The organism is Sinorhizobium sp. RAC02 (genome assembly GCF_001713395.1).
Taxonomy (GTDB): domain Bacteria; phylum Pseudomonadota; class Alphaproteobacteria; order Rhizobiales; family Rhizobiaceae; genus Shinella.
In genome coordinates this window covers 837,643-859,044 of the sequence record NZ_CP016450.1, presented here as the reverse complement: position 1 = coordinate 859,044, position 21,402 = coordinate 837,643, and the positions used below count along the sequence as shown (strand labels likewise).

General features: G+C 63.6%; 20 protein-coding genes. 3 read left to right on the top strand and 17 right to left on the bottom strand.

The window, feature by feature from the left end:
* The first annotated feature begins 55 nt into the window (after positions 1–55).
* Positions 56–535 (top strand): hemerythrin domain-containing protein, encoded by a 480-nt coding sequence (locus tag BSY16_RS04020; RefSeq protein WP_069058480.1) that lies wholly within the window; start codon positions 56–58, stop codon positions 533–535.
* A 6-nt stretch (positions 536–541) separates the two neighbouring features.
* Here the strand turns inward: BSY16_RS04020 and BSY16_RS04015 are convergent, their stop codons facing one another.
* The 8 genes from BSY16_RS04015 to hemN all read right to left on the bottom strand — a co-directional run bounded on the left by BSY16_RS04015 (position 542) and on the right by hemN (position 8,331).
* Positions 542–1,168, bottom strand: a complete 627-nt coding sequence (locus BSY16_RS04015) for a PAS domain-containing protein (protein WP_083242821.1) — start codon at positions 1,166–1,168, stop codon at positions 542–544.
* Positions 1,169–1,490: 322 nt separating this feature from the next.
* A complete protein-coding gene (locus BSY16_RS04010; RefSeq protein WP_069058478.1) occupies positions 1,491–2,420 on the bottom strand; it encodes a lipid A biosynthesis lauroyl acyltransferase in 930 nt (309 codons plus the stop codon).
* 11 nt (positions 2,421–2,431) lie between these two features.
* Entirely contained in the window at positions 2,432–3,460 is a 1,029-nt protein-coding gene (locus tag BSY16_RS04005) for a zinc-binding dehydrogenase (protein WP_069058477.1), read from the bottom strand.
* A gap of 13 nt (positions 3,461–3,473) precedes the next feature.
* Entirely contained in the window at positions 3,474–4,760 is a 1,287-nt protein-coding gene (locus tag BSY16_RS04000; protein ID WP_069058476.1) for a beta-ketoacyl-ACP synthase, read from the bottom strand.
* Positions 4,761–4,770: 10 nt separating this feature from the next.
* Positions 4,771–5,970: a beta-ketoacyl-ACP synthase gene (locus BSY16_RS03995; protein ID WP_069058475.1), complete on the bottom strand. Its 1,200-nt coding sequence runs from the start codon at positions 5,968–5,970 to the stop codon at positions 4,771–4,773.
* A gap of 2 nt (positions 5,971–5,972) precedes the next feature.
* Complete coding sequence (locus BSY16_RS03990) at positions 5,973–6,455, bottom strand: 3-hydroxyacyl-ACP dehydratase FabZ family protein (protein ID WP_069061355.1); 483 nt, start codon at positions 6,453–6,455, stop codon at positions 5,973–5,975.
* Between the two features lie 117 nt (positions 6,456–6,572).
* The gene (locus BSY16_RS03985; protein ID WP_150129872.1) at positions 6,573–6,857 is read right to left on the bottom strand and encodes an acyl carrier protein; all 285 of its coding nucleotides are present in this window, start codon (positions 6,855–6,857) and stop codon (positions 6,573–6,575) included.
* Positions 6,858–6,981: 124 nt separating this feature from the next.
* A complete protein-coding gene (gene hemN, locus BSY16_RS03980; RefSeq protein ID WP_069058474.1) occupies positions 6,982–8,331 on the bottom strand; it encodes an oxygen-independent coproporphyrinogen III oxidase in 1,350 nt (449 codons plus the stop codon).
* 211 nt (positions 8,332–8,542) lie between these two features.
* On the opposite strand from hemN, the gene BSY16_RS03975 reads away from it, so the two are divergent.
* A complete protein-coding gene (locus BSY16_RS03975; RefSeq protein WP_069058473.1) occupies positions 8,543–9,268 on the top strand; it encodes a Crp/Fnr family transcriptional regulator in 726 nt (241 codons plus the stop codon).
* A gap of 9 nt (positions 9,269–9,277) precedes the next feature.
* Here BSY16_RS03975 and BSY16_RS03970 read toward each other — a convergent pair whose 3' ends face one another.
* From BSY16_RS03970 to BSY16_RS03940, 7 genes are all read right to left on the bottom strand, one after another.
* Positions 9,278–9,706: a L,D-transpeptidase gene (locus BSY16_RS03970; protein ID WP_069058472.1), complete on the bottom strand. Its 429-nt coding sequence runs from the start codon at positions 9,704–9,706 to the stop codon at positions 9,278–9,280.
* A gap of 153 nt (positions 9,707–9,859) precedes the next feature.
* Positions 9,860–10,840, bottom strand: a complete 981-nt coding sequence (gene cbiB, locus BSY16_RS03965; protein ID WP_069058471.1) for an adenosylcobinamide-phosphate synthase CbiB — start codon at positions 10,838–10,840, stop codon at positions 9,860–9,862.
* A gap of 3 nt (positions 10,841–10,843) precedes the next feature.
* Positions 10,844–11,851, bottom strand: a complete 1,008-nt coding sequence (gene cobD / locus BSY16_RS03960; RefSeq protein WP_069058470.1) for a threonine-phosphate decarboxylase CobD — start codon at positions 11,849–11,851, stop codon at positions 10,844–10,846.
* Positions 11,848–13,155: a cobyrinic acid a,c-diamide synthase CobB gene (locus tag BSY16_RS03955; RefSeq protein WP_069058469.1), complete on the bottom strand. Its 1,308-nt coding sequence runs from the start codon at positions 13,153–13,155 to the stop codon at positions 11,848–11,850. Before BSY16_RS03955 ends, cobD begins: the two co-directional genes overlap by 4 nt.
* Entirely contained in the window at positions 13,152–13,994 is an 843-nt protein-coding gene (gene cobA / locus BSY16_RS03950; RefSeq protein ID WP_069058468.1) for a uroporphyrinogen-III C-methyltransferase, read from the bottom strand. Before cobA ends, BSY16_RS03955 begins: the two co-directional genes overlap by 4 nt.
* The gene (locus BSY16_RS03945) at positions 13,994–14,470 is read right to left on the bottom strand and encodes a cobalamin biosynthesis protein (RefSeq protein ID WP_069061353.1); all 477 of its coding nucleotides are present in this window, start codon (positions 14,468–14,470) and stop codon (positions 13,994–13,996) included. The genes cobA and BSY16_RS03945 overlap by 1 nt, the downstream gene beginning before the upstream one ends.
* Before the next feature lie 197 nt (positions 14,471–14,667).
* Positions 14,668–15,717 (bottom strand): serine hydrolase domain-containing protein, encoded by a 1,050-nt coding sequence (locus BSY16_RS03940; RefSeq protein WP_210187404.1) that lies wholly within the window; start codon positions 15,715–15,717, stop codon positions 14,668–14,670.
* A 170-nt stretch (positions 15,718–15,887) separates the two neighbouring features.
* On the opposite strand from BSY16_RS03940, the gene BSY16_RS03935 reads away from it, so the two are divergent.
* Entirely contained in the window at positions 15,888–16,673 is a 786-nt protein-coding gene (locus tag BSY16_RS03935; protein WP_069058467.1) for a TSUP family transporter, read from the top strand.
* Between the two features lie 3 nt (positions 16,674–16,676).
* Here BSY16_RS03935 and cobO read toward each other — a convergent pair whose 3' ends face one another.
* Positions 16,677–17,318, bottom strand: a complete 642-nt coding sequence (gene cobO / locus BSY16_RS03930) for a cob(I)yrinic acid a,c-diamide adenosyltransferase (protein WP_069058466.1) — start codon at positions 17,316–17,318, stop codon at positions 16,677–16,679.
* Between the two features lie 19 nt (positions 17,319–17,337).
* Positions 17,338–21,099: a cobaltochelatase subunit CobN gene (gene cobN, locus BSY16_RS03925; protein ID WP_069058465.1), complete on the bottom strand. Its 3,762-nt coding sequence runs from the start codon at positions 21,097–21,099 to the stop codon at positions 17,338–17,340.
* Positions 21,100–21,402: the final 303 nt, after the last annotated feature.

Below are 21,402 nucleotides of genomic sequence, written 5' to 3'. Positions count from 1 at the left end.
TTGACGCAGCCGCGCGTCGTGACACCCGCGGCCCCTCCAAACGAGGAAGCATGACATGACAGACTATGCAGATATCGCCCGGTTGCTCTCGGATCGTCCGACGGATGCCGTTTCGCTCGACTGGCTGAAAAAAGCCCACGACACGCAGTTGACGCTCTGCACGGCGCTGGAGGAAATCGCCGACAGCCTGCCGGCGAGCGTCAATCGCCAAAAATGCATCTACGCGGCCAAATCCCTGATTCCGCTGGTCAATGGCGTGCATCGCTATGAGGAGGAAGCCCTGTTCCCGCTGCTGGAGAGCAAGGGCGCCGGCGATCCGGAACTCACGGTGTCCATCGCCCGGCTGAAATTCGAGCATGTCGAGGACGAATGCTTCGCGGAGGAGCTGACCGACACGCTGACGCGCCTCGGCAGTGGCGACGATACCGTAAACGCAGAAGCCGCGGGCTACATGCTCCGCGGCTTCTTCGAATCGATCCGGCGTCATATTGCCTTCGAACAGCAGTTCATGCTGCGCGGCGGCCTTGCCGCATGAGACGGATCAGGCCGCCATCGGGTCGCGCACTTCCTGCAGCTCCTGGAGCACGAGGATAGCGCCGAGCGCATTTCCCGCTGCCGACATGCAAGGCGTCATGCGGCAGCGGATCATCGCATTGCCAAGACGCGAGGACAGATAGTCGTATTCGACCACCTCCCCCGCAAAGCAGCGGTCAAGGTGCCGCTTCACCCGGCTCTCGAAACGCTGCACACCGATGAACTCCACGACATGCCGCCCCACGAGATCGATGGGTTTCTCGCTGAAGCGCTCGGCATTGAGCGGGTTGGAATAGATATAGCGATAGTCCGTCGCAATGACGGAAACCCGGTCCGGCAAACTCTCGAGGATCGCCTCGTTGAGCAACCCGTCCTCCACCACGCGCGGCACCGCCATCGGCCGTGAAGCCTCCGGCAGCTTCAACCCGAACGGTGTTGCAGCGTCCTCGGTGCCAAAATAGCGATCCAGCAAAATCTTGAAACTATGCGCCTGCCGGAGCACGCAGGCCCTGTCTTCAGATTCTTCCCGGAGAAGGTCCACCACGAATTGGAATTGGGACCGCAGTTCGGAAGCGTCGTTGGCTTCCCTGTTCAACACAGCCGCCAAGGCGGGCTCGATTTCCCTGTCCAGCATGGAAACGAGACGTTCATTCCCCGTCTTCACTGCGTGCTGGAGTTGCGAATACTTAAACCAGAACAACTCTACAAGAGCTTTCAATTCATGCTCCCTGAATTGCTGAAATCTACAGCAATTGCATCACTACATTATTTAAACTGTCCGGAAGTGATATGCAGCTTTGATCGTTACCTCCCCAAATATGCTATCCAAAGCGCTTACATTAGCAAAATGGTAACAGCGAACGGGAGGATGTCAAACCCGAATTAGCCAAAAGTCGCATAATTCGGAAAACTGAACGTATTCAAAATTAGAATGAAAAGAAAAAAATAGTAAGCACTCAAGTAATAAGGCCGCGCTTGATATTCCACCGATCATGGTACCAAAGCCATTGGCCGGGATATTCCCGCACCCACTGCTCCACCTTGTCGTTGAGCATCTGGGCGGTCGCATCGACATCGACGGCGCCATTCTCCTTGCGGGGAACCTGCATTGCCGGCTCCAGCTCCAGCCGATAGCGATTGCCCGGCAGGCGGATGCAGCGAGCCGGATAGACCTCGCAGTCGAACTGGCGGACGAGCTTGGCAAGCAGCGGATTGGTCTGCACGTCGCGGCCGAAGAATTTCGTGTGCAGTCCCCTGTTGAATTTTTGGTCGACCAGCACGCCGACCGGACCGCCACCCTCCAGCTTGCGGGCAAGCGTGAAGGAGGAGCCGGCATGCGACGGCACGAGGTTGCCCATGCGGGCGCGGCGGAATTCGAACACCTTGTCGGCAACATAGGGGTTGTTCGGCGGCCGGAAGAGCACCGTCACGTCAAGCCCGAAGGACGCGCCGGCCACCGGCAGCAGCTCGAAATTGCCGGTATGCGCCGTGAAGACGATGAAGGGACGCGGATTGTCGCGCAGGTCGAGGAACAGCGGGATGCCCGACACCTCGATCCGGCCGGGCGCTGAACGCTCAGGATCGAAATCGAACAACCGGTCGAGAAAGACATATTCGGCGGCAAGCCGGCCCATATTGCCCCAAGCATCGAGGGCAATCGCCTCGATCTCCGCCTCGGGCTTTTCCGGGAAAGCGTTGCGCAAATTTGTCAGCGTCAGCTTGTGCCGGCTCGTCCTGGGGCCGATCCAGCGCGCCACGCGGTCGGCAAAATGGATTGCCCGGTCGGCCGGCAGCAGCTTCAGGAGATTGAGCAGGCCGAAGGCGAACTGCGCCACCAGCCATTGCTGTGTGTTCCGGAGCGCCAGGACAAGGCGTGTGACGATCATCTTCACGCGTGTCAGTCCAGCCTGAGGACGATCTTGCCGAAGATCTGGCGCGATTCCATGCGCTCTAGCGCCGTTGCGATACCGTCGAAGGTGACTTCCGTATCGATGACCGGCTGGACGACGCCGCGCGCCATCTTCTGCATGGCATTCGCCATGTTTTCCATGCGGCAGCCAAACGACCCGAGCAGCTTCAGCTGCTGCTGGAAGAGCATCATCAGGTTCAGGTCGGTCGAGACACCGGATGTCGAGCCGCAGGTGACGAGACGGCCGCCGCGCTTCATGCACAGCATCGAGCCCGCCCATGTATCCTTGCCGACATGTTCGAAGACGACGTCGACGCCTTTCTTCTTGGTCAGCTTGCGCACCACGCCCTCGAAGCGGTCTTCACGATAGTTGATGACGTGATCGGCACCGAGCGCCTTGGCCTTCTCGATCTTGTCGTTCGAGCCGACGGTGGTGATGACGGTGCAGCCGGTCTTCTTGGCAAGCTGGATGGCCGCGGAACCAATGCCGGAACCGCCGGCATGAACGAGGATCGTCTCGCCTGGCTCGAGCTTGGCATTGTCGAACAGCATGTGCTCGACCGTGCCGAAGGTGACGGGCGCGAGCGCGGCGGCAACCGCATCGATACCGGGCGGTGCGGGCACGAGTAGGCGGGCAGGAAGGTTAACCTTCTCCTGCGCGAAACCGTCGAGATGGAAGCCGTACACGCCGCCGACATGTTCGCAGAGATTGTCGCGGCCTTCACGGCAGGGCTTGCAGAGGCCGCAGGTGCGCGCGCCGTAGATGGAGACGAGCTGTCCGGGCAGAACATTGGAAACGCCCGGGCCGAGCGTCTCGACAACGCCGGCCGCTTCCGCGCCGATGACGAGCGGCATCTTGCGCTTGGCGAACGCCATGCCGCGCCAGCCCCAGACGTCGATATGGTTGAGGGCGACGGCCTTCACGCGCAACGTAACCTCGCCCGGGCCGGGAGCGTCCGGTTCCGGGATGTCGGTCAGTTCGAGCTTGCGGTCGTCGAGAAGCTGAAGGGCGCGCATGGTCTTGTTCCTATCAGGCCGGTTCGGCCGTCATGACGAGGCTGGCGTTCTGGCCGCCGAAGCCGAAGGAGTTCGAAAGCACGGCAGTCACCTGCTTGTCGCGCTTCACGTTCGGCACGACGTCGAGCACGATTGCCGGGTCGGGATTCTGGTAATTGATGGTCGGCGGCAGGGTGCCGGTCAGCATGGTCTGGATCGAGAACACCGCCTCGACCGCACCGGCGGCCGTCAGCGTGTGGCCGATCATCGACTTGTTCGACGACACCGGGATGCCCGCCAGCTTTTCGCCGAAGACGGTCGACATGGAGAGATACTCCATCTTGTCGTTTTCCGGCGTCGAGGTGCCATGGGCGTTGATATAGCCAATGCCGCTCTCGTCGATGCCGGCATCTTCCAGCGCGGCGCGGATCGTTGCGATGGCCGGGGCACCATCCGGCGAAGACCGCGTGCGGTGGAAATGGTCCGCCTTCTCGCCGCAGCCCTTGAGGATACCAAGCACCTTTGCACCGCGAGCGATGGCCGACTCCAGCGATTCCAGCACGAGCGTCGCAGCGCCTTCGGCGATGACAAAACCGTCGCGGTCCTTGCTGAACGGTTTTGATGCCTTGGTCGGCGGATCGTTCTGCGTCGAGAGCGCTGAGAGCAGCGCGAAGCGGATGAGGGCTTCGGCCGTCACCGAGCCATCGGTACCAACAGTGAGCGCCCGGTCGGTGCGACCCTGACGGATCGCCTCGACACCGAGCTGGATCGCCGTGGCACCCGAAGCGCAGGCAGTCGACAGCGTTACCGGCAGACCGCGCGTTCCGTAGCGGTCGGCAAGACGCTCGGAGATCGCGCCGAACGCCCAGGCCTCATGCAGCGCCGGCTCGGGCTTGCCCCGCAGCACGGCAAGGAAACGGTCATAGGCATCGCCCGGACGCTGCGATGGTGGCGCGCGATCGGCGAGTGCGAAACGGTCGCGCCAGTCGGGCTCGATCGGCGGAGCAGCGAGGAAGAGCGGTCCGCCGAACTCGCCGGAAAGGCCGGCCTGCGCCAAGGCCTCATCCGTCGTCTCGCGCGCATAGGCGTAGGAGCGTTCAACCGGGTTTTCGACCGGCAGGTCGATGAAGTCGACCGTGCCGGAAATACGGGTGTTCAGGCCATCGACCGGAAAGCGGGTAATATCATGAATGCCGGACACGCCGCCGGTGAGCGCGGTCCAGTTGTCCTTGAGCCCCTGCCCCAGCGAGGTGATGACGCCCATGCCGGTGACGGCGACGATCGGGCGACCGAGATGATCCCTGTAGGCGGCGTTCGTCATGGCCGGAACCTCACTTCTCTGCCGAAAGGATTGCGACGCCTTCGCCGCGCGAATGGCCAACCGTCGTCACGACGGCCGTCGCGGCAGGCGCGTTCATAGCTGTTTCCACCGCCGTGTCGAACGGGGCGACAGTAACGCCGCCGCCGAGCGTCAGCGCGGCAAGCGCCAGGCCGAGCGGGAACTGCGCCTCGAGCGACTGGCCGATCACGGCACTGTAGCCGCGCACAGCACTGCCGGAAAAACGCGTGTCGAGCCAGCTCTTCTCGCGTGCCGTCGCATCATGCGCACCGGATGCGCCGGAAAAGACCACGGTCTCGCCACCTGTGGAGGCGCCTTCAGCCAGGCGCTCAAGCCGGGCTTCCAGACGGCCTTCGTCGCGCGAACCACGGTCACCGCCGATGGCATCGATCGTCGCATAGATGCGCGCGCCACGGGCTTCCGCATGCGCACGGGATTCGAGGATGAGGAACGCGGCAGCCGAACCGGTGATGATACCGCCACCGGCATTTTCGTCACGCGACCACAGCGGCGTCCAGCCGCCGGTCGCATGCGCACCGATGGCCTCATAAAGCAGGATGACGTCCTGCCGCTCCGCAACCAGCGCACTGCCAACCAGCGTGTGCGTCGACTGGCCGGCGCGAATGCGGTGGAACGCTGTTTCGACGGCGCTGATACCGGCGGCTTCCTCACCCATGAAGGTGCGGGAGGAACCCGTGACCTTGTGCACGATGGAGATATTGCCGGCGAGCAGGTTGGAAAGCTGGGCAAGGAAGAGTGTCGGGCGGAGCTCCGTCGTCAGCTTTTCGTTCAAAAGCTGCTCGCGGTCGTTGCGCTTCAGGCCCTCGTCGACGATCAGCGAATCCACCGCGATGTCGCGCTCGCCGCCGCCGGCAGCCACGATCATGTCCATCGTGCCGCAGGCTTCCGCATTGTCTTTCAGTCCGGCGTCATCCAGCGCGAGACCGGCGGTGAAAACGCCGAGGCGCTGCCAGTTTTCCATCTGGCGCTGGTCGCCGCGCTTGGCGATCTGCTGGTTCCAATCGATTTCCGGCATCGGATGGACCGGATAGGGCGCAAAGCGCTCCGTCTCGATCTTCAGCTCCGGCGCCGTCGCACCGCCGAGGATTTCCACATGGGTCTGAGCCCCGACACCGTGACAGGTGACGATGCCGACGCCGGTGATGACCACATCGTTGTTCGCCTTGGCCATGCTCATTTCCCTTCCGCAGACGCCGCGAGCGCCTCGAACAAACCCACCTCTTCCGCACGCTTGCGCACGATATCCGCGAGCGGCACTTCGGCAAACGGCATGGTGCGCAGCTTGAGCTGCGCATCGCAAACCTTCTTGCCGGCGGATGAGATCTTCGCCTTGGTTACGGCATAACCCGACCCGTCATGCTCCAGCATCGCCTCGATGTCGAGCACCGCATCGGGCTCGACGAAGGTGCGCATCTTGGCGCCATCGACGGTCATCAGGAACGGCATGGCCGCAAAATCGGACGCTGCCAGCACGAGAAAGCCGGACGCCTGCGCCATGGTCTCGATCAACAGCACACCCGGAACGAGCGGCATGCCGGGGAAATGGCCCTCGAAAACCGGGCTCTTTGACGGCACGACCGAGCGGGCCTTCAGCACGCGACGCGCACCGTCGACGGCCTCGACCCGGTCAATCATCTGAAAATATTCTAACAACATCGTTTTTGCCTCCGGCGGGTTCCGGAAATCGAAAGGCCTGCCGAAGACGGCAGGCCGCAAGCCAAAGGCGCCGGGAACCCGGCGCAAAGCTGCAAAACGCAGCCGGTCGCCGTGGCCTCAGGCCTTGGCAGCCCGCAATTCGTCGATCTTGGCGCAGAGGTTCTTCAGGACGAAATACTCTTCCGTCGCGACCTTGCCCTCGTTGACGTCCTGCGTCCACTTTTCCAGCGGGATCTTGATGCCGAATTCCTTGTCGATCGCAAAGACGATGTCGAGGAAGTCCAGGCTGTCGATCCCGAGATCGTCGATGGTGTGGCTGTCCGGCGTGATCGTCTCGCGATCGATTTCGCTCGTCTCAGCAATGATGTCGGCAACCTTGTCGAATGTAGCAGTCACGCCCATACCTCATGAATCTATAGTTGGGCGATCCTATATGGAAATCGAACGCAATTGCCAATGGGCTTGATGAGGGCCCTGCATAGCCGGCAAAGCTGTGTTGCGCAAACGACATGCCCAAAATGGCCCGTCATACCGCGATGGAATGGCGGCCGCGACCGCTTGCAAGATGCGCGTCGAAGACGGCGGCAACCGTGCGGGCGAAGGGCCGACCTGTAACCGTCAGCACGAAACGATCCCCTTCGATGCGGCAAAGGCCATCCTTGTCCGAGGCTACAAACCGGAGGGCCTCCGAACGGATGGTGCCCGCCAGATCCGGATACCGCGCGGCAAGGTCGACGAAGGAAAAGCCGAAATCGCACATGACCCGCTCGATGCCCCAGGCGCGGGCGCGGTCCTCCGCCGTAAAGGAATAGCCGCGCACCACCGCAAGGCCGCCCTCACCCACCCGCCGCAGATAATCGCCCGTCGCAGGCATGTTCTGGATGTAGCCCTGCGGCAGCTGGCCGATGGACGATGCCCCGAGCCCGATCAGCGCATCCGCCTCATCGTCCGTATAACCCTGGAAATTGCGGCGTAGCGTGCCGTTCCGGGCCGCGATGGCCAGCCGGTCGGCCGGCAGGGCGAAATGATCGATGCCGATCGCCTCGTAGCCGGCAGCGACCAGCATTTCGGCCGCCATCTGCATCTGGCCGAAGCGCGCGACGACGCCGGGCAAAGCCGCTTCGTCGATCATCGTCTGGTGCTTCTTCATCCACGGCACATGGGCGTAGCCGAAAAGCGCGATGCGATCCGGTGCAAGCGAGATGACGGCGCGGACGGTCTCGGCAAGCGTTTCGATCGTCTGGTGCGGCAGGCCATAGAGGATGTCGCAGTTGACGGAACGCACGCCCCTTGCCCGAGCCGCTTCCACCACGCCGCGGGTCTGCTCGAATGTCTGGATGCGGTTGATGGCCTTCTGCACCGCTGGATCAAAATCCTGGATGCCGAGGCTGGCGCGCGTCATGCCGATCTCGGCAAGAGCATCGTGCCTGGCCTCGTCGAGGTCGTTGGGGTCCATCTCGACGGAGATTTCAGCATCGTCGGAGAAGGAAAAATTTTCGGCAAGACAGGCTTTCAGGGCGACCATGTCGTCAGGCCGCAGCAGGGTCGGCGAACCGCCTCCGAAATGCAGGGCCGTCACCGGCACGTCCCGAGACACACGACCGCCGATGGTGGCGATCTCCGTATGGACGCCCTTCAGATAGGCTTCGACAGGCTCGTAGCGCAGCGTGTGCTTCGTATGGCAGGCACAGAACCAGCAGAGCCGGTCGCAATAGGGAATATGCGCGTAGAGCGAGAGGCGATTTTTCGCATCCAGCGTGCCTAGCCAGCGCGCATAGACATCCGCATCGATGCTTTCGTTGAAATGCGGCGCTGTCGGATAGCTCGTATAGCGCGGCACCGGCGCCGAAAGGCGTTCCACGAGGGCGTCTTGCATGGTCAATCTCCTTGCTCGCGAAGGAAATAAACCGGAAAGAGCCGCCGCCATTTGATTTTGATCAAGTGAAAGCCGGAAGGACTGGGCTAGGATTTGACAATAGTCAGGAAGCGCTATTTTGCCGCTGGGCGGCACGCTTTATGTTCGGGTCTGTGTGCGGTAGCACGGCTGCGTTGTGCCGCTCGACCGCCGGGCGAAAGGAAAAGCCGAAATGGAAGTTCGCCGCCGAGATATCCATAATTCCGATATCCCCATTGTGTGCCGCGCCTGCGAGGCACGCCACGGCGGCGTCTGCGGCACGCTCACCCCTGAACAGCTGACCGAACTCAACAAGCACTCCACCCGCCATCGCCTCGACACCGGCGCCGAAGTGATCGGCCAGGGCGAGACCATCGTGAACTATTCCAACATCATGCGTGGCGTGGTGAAGCTGACCAAGGTGATGGCCGATGGCCGCCAGCAGATCGTCGGCCTGCAGTTCGCGCCCGATTTCCTCGGCCGCCCCTTCCTGGAGGAAAGTGCGATCACCGCGGAGGCTGCGACCGAAAGCGAAGTCTGCAACTTCCCGCGCCCCGTGCTCGACCGGCTGATGAAGAAGACGCCGGAGCTGGAGCACAAGCTGCACCGGCAGGCCTTGAAGGAACTGGACGAGGCGCGCGACTGGATGCTGACGCTCGGCCGCAAGACGGCGCAGGAAAAGGTCGCAAGCTTCCTCTACCTCATCGCCACCCATATCGATCCCGAAAGCGTCGATATGTCGACCTTCGACCTGCCGCTGTCTCGCGCCGACATCGCCGACTTCCTCGGGCTGACCATCGAGACGGTGAGCCGGCAGTTCACCAAGCTGCGCAAGGAAAACGTCATCCGCATCGAAAACAACCGGCACGTGATCGTTCCCGACATGGACCGCCTGATGCGCTACGCCAGCGCCGACTGAGCTCAACCGTTAGCGCGTGATCACGATGCGGGTTTTGGACAGCCCGTTGCTCTTTGCCATCTGGAAGAATGTCGCCGCATTGTTCGGGTGCAGGCGCACGCAGCCATGCGAGGCAGGGCGTCCGAGACGCTTCGTCTCGTAAGTCGCATGCACCGCATAGCCACCCTTGAAGAACACGGCATAGGGCATCGGCGCGTTGTTGTACTTGCGCGAACGATGGTTTCGCGAGGTCCACTTCGCCGACCAGGCGCCCGTCGGCGTGCCAAAGCCCTTGCGGCCGGTCGACACCCGCCAGCGATATTTTACGACACCGTTCTGAGTAACGACCATGGTCTGCGAAGCAAGGCTGACCTGGGCGACAAGATTGGCAGAAAGAGCAGTTTGGGTTTGAAACAGTACAAGACAGAATGCGACAGCAATCGCAGACAAGGTACGCATGACTTCCCCTCTACACGATTTGGGCACGGCTTCAACGCCATGTCTCACAGCGAGACAGAATATAGACGTTTCAGCCTTCCGCAATATTGACAGGGGTAACGAAAAGAAAACGAAGTTAAGGCGTAAAATTTTACGGAATGCAGGTCGCTGCGCTCAAAACAAAATAACAAGAAAGAGTGCAAGCGCGACGGCCCCGGCAAGTGCAGCGCAGGCCAGGGAAAAAATCCGCAAGGAAAGATCAATATCCGCAACCGTCGCCACCGTGCGGCCACTGGCATTCATCATCGGCTCGTCAACGCGCGCGCCGCCATAGATGCGCGGTCCGGCGAGGCCAATGCCAAGCGCACCCGCCATTGACGCTTCCGGCCAACCAGAGTTGGGGGAACGGTGCAGTCCGGCGTCCCGCAGTGCCGTCCCGATTGCCGCGCGCGCGGCGCGCCTGCCCTTCGCCAAGAAGGCCCCGGCGGCGATGAAAAAGATCGAGAGCCGCGCAGCCGGCCAGTTGGCGAGGTCGTCCAGCCGGGCGGAGGCCCAGCCGAAGTCGAGATATTTCGCATTCTTGTGGCCGATCATCGAATCGGCCGTGTTCAGCATCTTGTAGGCGAACAGGCCCGGCAGGCCGAGAAGCGCGTACCACAGGGCTGGTGCTACGACGCCGTCGGAAAAATTCTCCGCCAGGCTCTCGATGCCGGCGCGGCAAACCGCTGGCTCGTCGAGCGTTGCCGGATCGCGCCCGACAATCATCGACACCGCGTGCCGACCACCGTCGAGGCCGCCGCGCTTGAGACCGGTCGAAACGGCGCGGACATGATCGTGCAGGCTTTTCTGGGCAAGAAAGATCGCAACGACGACGATCTCGATGGCGACACCAAAAATGCCAAGCGGTGCCAGCAGCCGATGCATCAGGAAACCAAGGAAAAAGCTGGCGGCAAGCAGGGCGGCGATGCCGGCCGCGCCATTGAAACGCTTCGTCTCGGCGGAAAGGCGCTTGCCGTTGAAAAGCTTGTCCATCACGCCGATCGCACGACCGAAGAGCACGACCGGGTGCGGCACGCGGCGCCAGATCCGGTCCGGATCGCCGACGAGGCGGTCCAGCACGAGCGCGAGGAACAGGATGAGCAGGGTCTCCGTCATCGTTCAGCCGACCACATCTGCCAGCGCCGCGGCAAGGCGGACATCCGCCGCGCCGTCCGGTGTCAAGCCGAAGCGAAGCCAGCGCGGATTGTAGTCGAACGGACGAACAAGGATATGATGCCGGCAAAGCCCCTCGTGAAGCGCTCCGGCATCCGCATGGTTGACCAGGGAAAAGAGCCCCGTGCCGCCGGCGATATCGAGGCCGGCGCGAGTTAGCGTTGCGTCAAGTGCGGCCTTGCGCGCATCGATGCTGCGGTGGATGGCGGATGTGTCGGAGACCATGAGTTTTGTCGCGATCGTCAGGGCCGGCCCCGACACGGCCCAGGGCCCGAGCCCATCCTCGATGCGGTCGAGGACCGATGTCTCGCCGATGACGAAACCGAGACGCAGGCCCGCCAGGCCGAAGAATTTGCCGAAGGAGCGGAAGACGAGCAGACCGGGCGCGCCGTCGCCCGCCAACGGTGCAATACAGGTCTCTGGCCCCATGTCCCCGAAGGCCTCATCGACGACGAGCAGCCCGCCCGTACGGGCGATACGGGCATGAAGATCAAGCAGGACCGCACGGGAAAACAGGCGGCCGTCCGGATTGTTCGGGTTGACGACGACAACGAGGCCATGCGCGTCGGAAACGGCATCGAGGCCGGCGATACGGTCCACTGGCAGGCCGGCATTTTCCAGGACACGCGCATATTCGCCATAGGTCGGCGAGAGCACGGCGGCCCGGCGCCTGGCCGCGACGAATCGTGGAAGCAACTGGATGACGGACTGCGTGCCGGGCACGGGCAATGGCAGTGCGTTCGACGTGGCATAGTATCGCGCAGCAGCAGTGCGCGCCGCATCCTGCCGTTGCCGGTCCGGCAGGCGGTGCCAGGCCGCAATGTCCACATCCGGCAGGACAGCGGGGATGGGGTTGATTCCAGTCGATAGGTCGAGCCAGTCTTCCGGCCGGCCACCGAAGCGCGCGGCCGCCGCGGCAATGCCGCCGCCATGAATGATGCGCGGCGCGGTCATACGGCCTCCGGCGCCAGATCGACGAGATGCATATAGGAACCGCTCACATTGCCCCGACGCAGACCGGCCTGGCCGAGATCGTCGCCCATCGCATCCGTAACGGCAAAAAGGCGGTCCGCCTCACCTTCCTGCTGCACGGTCGAATAGTGGAATTCATGGGCGGTCATCACTGCGTCGAAGCCCGACCCCGCAAGCGGCGTAACACGGCGATAGCCGAGATGGCGTCGGCGTTCGGCAAAGCTGGTGACGAGCGGCAGCAGGCCCAGCATGCCGTGGCGTGAGCCATCCGCCGCAACCAGTGCTTCCCCCAGAGTCATGTAGCCCCCGCATTCACCATAGATGCGTGCCCCCCGGCGCGCCGCATCCTGCATGCCTAGGCGGAAACGCCCGGCATTGGCAAGGGTCGCGGCATGGAGTTCGGGATAACCGCCGGGCAGATAGATGGCGTCGGCATCGGCGGCCGGCGCCTCATCCGTCAACGGCGAGAAGAACGAAAGGCTCGCCCCCGCCTGCCGCCAACCCAACATGAGGTGCTCATAGGTGAAGGCGAAGGCGGGGTCGCGGGCAATGGCAATGCGCTGACCGAAGGGCGGCAAGTGCGAGACGGACAGTGTTGATGGCCGGGCGGCCCGCGTCGCCGCGAGCGCGACGAGACGGTCGAGGTCGCAGCACCGTGAGACGACCTCCGCCGCATGGGCGATGAAGGTTTCCAGCGTGCCGTGTTCGCCCGCCTGCACGAGACCGAGATGGCGTTCCGGCAAAGCGAGTGCCGAGTCACGTTCAAGCACGCCGAAGATATCGACGCCGCTCGCCTCGAGAGCACCGCGCAGCATCGCTTCATGCCGGGCACTGCCGACCTTGTTGAGAATGACGCCCGCTACGTGGATGTCGCTGCGAAAACCCTGGTAGCCCTTCACCATGGCGGCAACGGACTGCGACATGCGGCTGCAATCGGCGACGAGCACGACGGGCAGGTCGAGCGTCGCCGCCAGGTCGGCCGGCGCGCCCGTGCCGTCGGCGGCGCCATCGAAGAGGCCCATCATCGCCTCGACGAGCAGGAAATCGCCCTCGCCGGACTGAAGGGCGGCATTGGCGCGAATGAGGTCGGGGCGCATGGCCCAGGGGTCGTAGTTAAGGCAGGGTTTTCGGCTGGCGGCGGCGTGGAAGGCCGGGTCGATGTAGTCCGGCCCCGCCTTGCCGGAAACGAGGCGCACGCCGGCATCGGCGAGCGCGCGCGCCAGACCGAGTGTCACCGTCGTCTTGCCGGATCCGGACGCGGGCGCAGCGATGAGCAAGCCGCTCATGCCGGATCCTTGAGCCCGCGGGAACCGAACGGATCGGGCGAAAGCTTGCGGCCCTGCGTCAACGCGCCGAGCCAATCGAGCGAGGCGCGCAGGCGCACGACTTCACCGACGACGACGATGGCGGGCGGCTCGATACCGGCGGCCTGGACATCGGCTTCGGCGCGGGCGAGCGTCGTTTCCAGCACCTGCTGTTCGACGGTCGCGGCATTGCAGACGAAGGCGACAGGTTCGTCCGGCGAGCGGCCGCCGGCGATGAGGTTGGCGGCGATCTGGCCGATATGTTTCATCGCCATATACATGACGATGACCGGCGATCCCTTGGCGATGCCATCCCAATTGATGCGGTCCGGCACGAGGCCGGAGGAGTCGTGGCCGGTGAGGAACGTCACCGCGTGATTGACCTCGCGATGCGTCACCGGAATGCCGGCATAGGCAAGCCCGCCGATACCCGCCGTGATGCCCGGCACGATGCGGAAGGGAATGCCGTGCTCTATCAGCGTCAGCGCCTCCTCGCCCCCCCGGCCGAAGACAAAGGGATCGCCGCCTTTCAGCCGCAGCACACGGTGGCCTGCGCGGGCGAGTTCGACGAGCCTGAGCGAAATATCCCGCTGCTTGTGCGAGGGCTTGCCACCGCGTTTTCCGGCAAACTCCAGTTGCGCTCCGGGATGCGCGAGCGAGAGGCAGTCGGCATTGACCAGCGCATCATGCACGATGACATTGGCCTGCTGGAGCGCATTGGCGGCGTGCAGGGTCAAAAGGCCCGGATCGCCCGGACCGGCACCAACGAGCCAGACGCTGCCCTTCTCCATCGTTGGGAGGGCTGAGAACAGGGCGTGCATCACGCAAACTCCCGGTTGGAATCAAAATGCGAGGGAGTGGATTCGGTCTCTGAAAAAGCCATCGCAACCCCTTGAAACGATTCGGCGACGGCAACAGTGGCATGAGCGGATTTCGTCTTCTCCACGACAAGTCGCCCATCCAGCCCTGCCTGCGCCAGCGCGGCAGCCTCGGCAACGCCGTGGCAACCCGTATGGGCGAAAACGAGATCGGAAGGATTGGCAAGGCGTGGCGTCTCGGCTTCAAGGCGCACCGCCGGAAAGGTCACGAGCGGCACGGAGAAATGCCGAGCGACCGCGAGCATGGCCGGTTCCTCCGCGCGCACGTCGAGCGTCGCGACGGCAGTGATCTGCTCCGGGCAAACACCGACGGATACGGCGAGATCGACGAGTTCGGCGGGCGGTGTCCCGCGTTCGCAGCCAAGGCCGAGGACGAGCGATCGTCGTCCAGTATCCGGTGGTGGGGCCTCAGGGCGCATGGCAGTCTCTCGCAAAATTCCACGCGAAAGGCCCGGCATCGCCGTCATCCGACAGTTCCGGATGACGGCCCCTCTGGGTCAGCCGCACCGGACACCGCTCGGCCCGCTTGCGGGCACCGTCGCCCCTCCTTAGTACCGGAGGGCGGCAAGCCGGTCAAACCGGTTTGCGGCACCGAGCACGCCGGATGCGGCATGCCTCAGGCCGAACGGAGATTGGCCAGCACGATCTCCCGCCAGATGCGTGTCGGCGACACCCAGGCATCGGGTGCATTGTAACTGCCGGAATAGATGACACAGGCAATCCCCAGGTCCGGCATCAGCCAGAGCCGCTGGCCGCCATTGCCGAAGCCGGCAACCCAAGGCTTCGGCGTGCCGAGGGCCGGCGCTTCGTCGAGAAACCAGAAATAGCCGTAGCTCAGCCCCTCGCCCGTCGTGACCAACGGCTTGAGCGACGTCTCGATCCAGCGCTGCGAAACGATAGGCCGGTCACCCGCGCGGCCGCCATACAGCAAGAGGTGGCCGATCCGCAGGAGATCCCGCGAACTGAGCCGGAGGCCGGACGCAGGTGAGGCAATTCCATCCCGACCACTCATCCACTCGAAATGCGTAATGCCGAGCGGCTCGAACAAGGCCTCACGCGCAAAGTCCTCGATGCGGCGGCCGGTGCCGCGCTCGATGATCGCGCCGACGAGCGCCGTCGCACCACCGGAATAGACCCAGCGGGTGCCGGGCGCGTGAACGACCTTCTGCTCCAGCACGAAACGATAGCGATCCGGCGCGTTCTCCATGGCGATCTCGCTGTTCAGCGGATCGGCATAGGAGCGGTACTCGTCCCATTCGAGGCCCAGCGTCATGGTCAGCGCATGGCCGATGGTCATGCCCGCCCGCGCCGGGTCGGCGAGAAGGTCTGGATATTCCGGAAACTGCGCCAGCAGCGGCGCCTCCGGCGGCGGGACGAGACCACGATCGAGCGCGATGCCGTAGAGCAGACTGACGACGCTTTTCGTCACGGAGCGCAGATCGTGCAGCGTGACGGCATCGAAGGAGACGGCGCCGAGTGGCATGCCCCAACTCTCATCGGGCGCGTCATGATAGTGCTCCAGCACCAGCTTTCCGTCGCGGCTGACAAGCACCGCATGCAGGTCGCGTAAGAGGCCCGCTTCGATGCCGGCAAGAAGCTTGCGCTTCATTCCAGGGTCAAAGCCCATATCCGCCGCCGATCGCTTTTCGTTATCCATCGCCGTCATCGCCCACCTCTTTCGCCGCCGTAGCCTACACGCCGTCTACCTTGCTGTTTGATCCGCGTTGCGCACATCACACAAGAGCTTTCCGCGCGAAGCCCTCGCGGGCTTTGCTTTTCACCCTGCAGTCTGACAGAAGGTCAGCCAAATCTCCTCACCGATCTCCGAGTCCCGCCTTGGCCGACATCGCCCTTCACGTTCTTTTCTTCCTGTTCCTTGCCGCCTTCCTTGCCGGCTTCATCGACTCCATCGCCGGCGGCGGCGGCATGATCACCATTCCGGCCATGCTGCTCGCAGGCATTCCGCCGCTGGAAACGCTAGGCACCAACAAACTGCAATCGTTGTTCGGTTCGGGTTCTGCGACACTCGCCTATGCTCGCGCCGGCCATGTCAAACTCAGCGAACAATTGCCCATGGCCGCAGTCGCGGCGTTCGGCTCGGTGTTCGGCGCCCTGCTGGCGACCGTGGTGCCTGGTGATGTGCTGAAGGGTGTGCTGCCCTTCCTGCTGGTGGCGATCGCCATCTATTTCGGGCTGAAGCCGAATATCGGCGACGTCGACAAACACCGCCGCATGAGCGTCTTCCTGTTTACCGTTACCATCGTGCCGCTGATCGGCTTTTATGACGGCGTGTTCGGGCCTGGCACCGGCTCCTTCTTCATGCTCGCCTTCGTGATGCTCGCCGGCTTCGGCATCCTGAAGGCGACGGCGCATACGAAGCTTCTGAACTTCGGCTCCAATCTTGGCGCCTTCGTCGTCTTCATTCTCTATGGCGTCGTGCTGTGGAAGGTTGGCCTCGTCATGGGGGCCGGTCAGTTCCTCGGCGCCCAGGCAGGCTCGCGTGTGGCGATGAAGAGCGGCGCAAAGATCATCAAGCCGCTCCTCGTCATTACCTCGGTGGCACTTGCCATCCGGCTGATGGCCGATCCGAGCCATCCGATCCGCGTCTGGCTCGGCTGGTAGGGTTCAGTATTCGACGCCCTGCTGCGCCTTGATGCCCGAGCGGAACGGGTGCTTCAGAAGCTCCATCTCGGTCGCAAGGTCGGCAATCTCGATCAGCTCTTCCTTGGCGTTGCGGCCCGTCAGCACGACATGGGTCATGTGCGGCTTCTCTGCCTGCAGGAACGCGATCACCTCGTTGACGTCGAGATAGTCATAGCGCAGCGCGATGTTGATCTCATCGAGCAGCACCATGGAGTTGCGCTCGTCGCGGATCAGTTCCTTCGCCTTCTCCCAGGCCTTTTCTGCCATCGCCACGTCACGGGCGCGGTCCTGCGTTTCCCAGGTAAAGCCTTCGCCGAGCGTGTAGAATTGGCAGATATCGGAGAAGTGGGCCTCGATCAGCTCGCGCTCACCCGTCACCATCGCGCCCTTGATGAACTGCACGACGGCGCACGGCTTCTTGTGCGCGATGTGACGGAAGATCATGCCGAAGCCGGCGGTCGACTTGCCCTTGCCCTTGCCGGTATGGACGATGACGAGGCCCTTCTCGTCCGTCTTCGTCGCCATGATCTTCTCACGCGCTTGCTTCTTCTTCGCCATCTTCTCCGAGTGGCGGGCAAGCTCGGCTTCGGTCATGCCGGCAGTTTCGTCGTGGTTCTCGGTCATGTCAGTCTTCCCTTCCGTCTCAGGACGCCTTACGGGCGCCTAGCATATCGAGTTCAAAGCGCGCCGAATTCGAGCGGGGCGTCCAGAGCTTCCGGTCGATCGCCTCGGCAAAGCGCGCCGCCATTTCGGCGAGTGCCGCCGGGTTCTTCTGCATCAGAAAATCGCGCACGCGTTCGTCCAGCACATAGGCCTGATAGGCGGCCTCGAAATGATGATCCTTCACGGCCCCGGTCGTCGCGGCGAAGGCGAACATGAAATCCACCGTCGCGGCGATCTCGAAGGCGCCCTTGTAGCCGTGGCGCATGACGCCGTCGATCCATTTCGGATTGACCACACGGGCACGCACGACGCGGCCGATCTCGTCTTCCAGCGTGCGCACCACCGGCTTTTCCGGGCGCGACAGGTCGTTGTGGTAGATGACGGGCTGCTGGCCGGAAAGATGCTCCACTGCCGCCGCCATGCCACCCTCGAATTGGTAATACTCGTCGCTGTCGAGCAGGTCGTGCTCGCGGCTGTCCTGGTTCTGGACCACGGCTTGCAGGCTCTTCATGCGTGCCTCAAGCCGCTCGAGCATCGGCACGCTGTCGCCATCGCCGTCATAGGCATGCGCACCCCAGGCAAGCCAGGCTTCGGCAAGGTCGCCGCGCTCGGTCCAGAGACCTTCGTCCATCATGGTTTGCAGACCAGCGCCGTAGCCACCGGATGTCGCGCCGAAGATGCGGAAACCAGCCTGCTTCATCGCGTCATCCTCGGATACGCCTTCGGCAGCCAGCGCCGCAGCCTCGACCCGCATACGGGCAGCGATCGGGTTGTCCGAATCGTCCTCCTCAAGCGCCCCGACGGCGCGCACGGCGCGGTCGAAGAGCGCAATCTGTTCCGGGAAGGCATCGCGGAAGAAGCCGGAGATGCGCAGCGTCACGTCGACACGCGGATGGCGAAGAACCGCCGGCGGAATGATCTCGAAGCCGGTGACACGGCGCGATGCCATGTCCCAGGTCGGCTTGACGCCGATCAGCGCCATCGCCTGCGCGATGTCGTCGCCACCGGTGCGCATGTTGGACGTGCCCCAGGCCGTAATGCCGAAGGATGTCGGCCATTCGCCGTGATCCTGCGCGTATCGGGTGACGAGCAGCTCGGCGGATTTTTTGCCCAGCTCCCAGGCCGCGGGCGTCGGCACGGCGCGGCTGTCGACGGAATAGAAGTTACGCCCCGTCGGCAGCACGTCCGGCCGCCCGCGCGTCGGTGCGCCGGAAGGGCCGGGCTCGATGAAACGCCCGTCGAGGCCACGCATCAGGGCTGCAATCTCAGCCGGTCCACAAGCGGCAATGGCGGGACGGATAGTGCTGTCGATCACGGCGAGCACCGTGTTTGTCGCATGCCAGTCGTCCGGACAAACAAGCGTACCATCCACCAATCGGGCTGCGAGAAGCTCGATGCGCTCCACCGTATCGCCATTGCTGCGCCAAGTGGCGTCGGTTTGGTGGGCAAGGATTTCCGGGCGCGGGCCCTTCCATGGATCAGAGGCGACACAATCGAGCGGGTCGAACGTCGTGCCGGCCAACGCATCCGCCGCAATCGCCCGCTGCAAGCTTGCCTCGCCGCCCTCGCCAAGGCCGCGCGGCACACGGGCGAGCGCGACCGTCAGATCGGTCAGCAGCCGTCCCTCTGGCGACACGCCGAAGACGTGCAGGCCGTCGCGGATCTGCTTTTCCTTGAGATCGCAGAGATAGGCGTCGAGCTTCTGCAGCGCCGCCTCCTCGCCATCGGACTTGGCAATGCCGGCATCGCGGTCGAGACCGATGTCGCGCACCAATTCGAGGATTTGTCTCGTGAGCAACTTGATGCGGCGCGGGTCGCCACCGGAGGCCTCGTAATATTCGTCAACCAGCGCTTCCAGGTCCTTCAGCGGCCCATAGGTATCGGCCCGCGTCAGCGGCGGCGTCAGGTGGTCGATGATGACGGCCGCGGAGCGGCGTTTCGCCTGCGTGCCTTCGCCCGGATCATTGACGATGAAGGGGTAGAGATGCGGCACGGGGCCGAGCACGGCTTCGGGATAACACGCTTCGGAAAGCGCCAGCGCCTTGCCCGGCAGCCATTCGAGATTGCCGTGTTTGCCCATGTGAACGATGGCATGGGCACCGTAATGCTGCCTCAGGAAGGCGTAGAAGGCGAGATAACCATGCGGCGGCACGAGATCCGGCGAATGGTAGGTGTCCTTCGGATCGATATTGTAGCCACGCGCCGGCTGGATGCCGACCAGCGTCTCGCCGAAACGGGCAAGCGGCAGGGCGAAGACATTGCCCGTGACGAAAGGATCCTCCTCCGGCGCACCCCAGCGGGCCGTCATCTCGGCCTGAATCGACTTGGGAAGCGCGGCGAAGAACGCTTTGTAATGATTCAGGGAAAGCGTTTCGCGGATTTCACGGCCGTCGTTTGCTGCATTGGTCGGCCCGGCCATCAGGTGGCCGATCAGCGTATCGCCATCGGCCGGCAGATCGGCCACCGCGTAACCTTCCGCCGCCATGGCGCGCAGCACTTCCATCGTGCCGGCCGGCGTATCGAGGCCCACGCCGTTGCCGAGACGACCGTCACGGTTCGGGTAGTTCGCCATGACGATCGCGATGCGGCGTTCGGCCGGCATCGCGCGCCGCAGCCGCGCCCAGCCAGCGGCAAGTTTTGCGACGAAGTGGATGCGGTCTTCGACCGGATCGAGGCTGACGATGTTCGTCTCGACGCGCTCGTCGTAGCGCGCCGCTGCCTTGAACGAAACGGCGCGCGAAAGCACTCGGCCATCCACCTCCGGCAGCGAAACGTTCATGCCGAGATCCCGCGCCGTCAGCCCCTGCCCCGATGCTTCCCAGGCCTCGCGCGACGATCCGGAGAAGATCGCTTGCAGGACAGGCGCGCCCGTCTCGTCAAGTACGGTGGGTTTCCGGCCTGCACCCGGCGCAGAGACCGCGAAGCTCGTGGCATTCAGTACGACCTCCGGCCGGATGTCGGCAAAGGCCGCACGCACCGTCTCCACGGAAACGGGCTCTTTCAGGCTGGAGACGAAGATCGGCAAAGCGCGAACGCCCTCGGCGGCAAGCGCCTCGATCAGCATTTCTACGGGGCGGGTTTCTCCGCTTTGGACATAGGCGCGGTAGAAGCTGATGGCTGCGGTCGGGGGTTCCAATCCCTCCGGCCTAAGCGCGCTCTTGGACGCCTCCCGCCATGTGGCGATATCGACGACACCCTGCCTCGGCCACCAGATTCCGGCCTTTTCCAGCGGCATTGCCGGTTCCGGCGTTTCACCACCGAAGACCAGTGCATCCGCATAGGCGAGGAAGCGCTCCGCGTTGTCGGCTCCGCCCTCGTTCAGATAGGTCCAGAGGCTCTGACGATCCCCGTTATCGATGCGATTGAAGGGAACCAGCCCCTCGTCCGGCCGATCGTCGCCGGGCAGCGCCACGAGCTTGATGCCATTGGCAACCGCCGTCGCCAGCAGCGCTTCCAGTACATAGCGGAAATAGCTGGCGCCGCCGAGGGCACGGATAACGATGAGCTTGGCGTGACGGGCCGTGCGCTCGATATAGGTATCGACCGACATGGGATGCGAGAGCGCCGCGAGGCTGGCAAGGCGCAACCGCGTCTCGGTACTACGCACCCGGTGGGCGGCGGCGATGGAGGCGAGTTCCGTGTCGGCGGCAGAGAGGAAAAGGATATCGCCCGGCGTCTGGCCAAGGTCGATGGCTTCCTTACCGTCGGCGATGGTGCCTTTCTGGGCTAGCAGGAGATGCATGCGGCGCCTCCTGTTTGGCGGTTTGCCTTACCAGTGGATCCTCGGGTCAAGCCCGAGGATGACGGAGTGTGTGGGGGTGCGGCGCCCAAAAGCAGCCGTCTACGCCGCTGGCCGCCAGCACGCTGAAAGCATTGAGAGTGTCGCCAGTATTGAGCGTGCCGCGCATCTTGGTAAGAACGTGCCCAATCGGGAAGCCACAAACGTTGCCTCGAAAGATTGCGCGCGCGATCAGCCGGCCCCCACCCCTCCCCACCGTCATCCTCGGGCTTGACCCGAGGATCCACCAGCACCGCACGCCGGGAA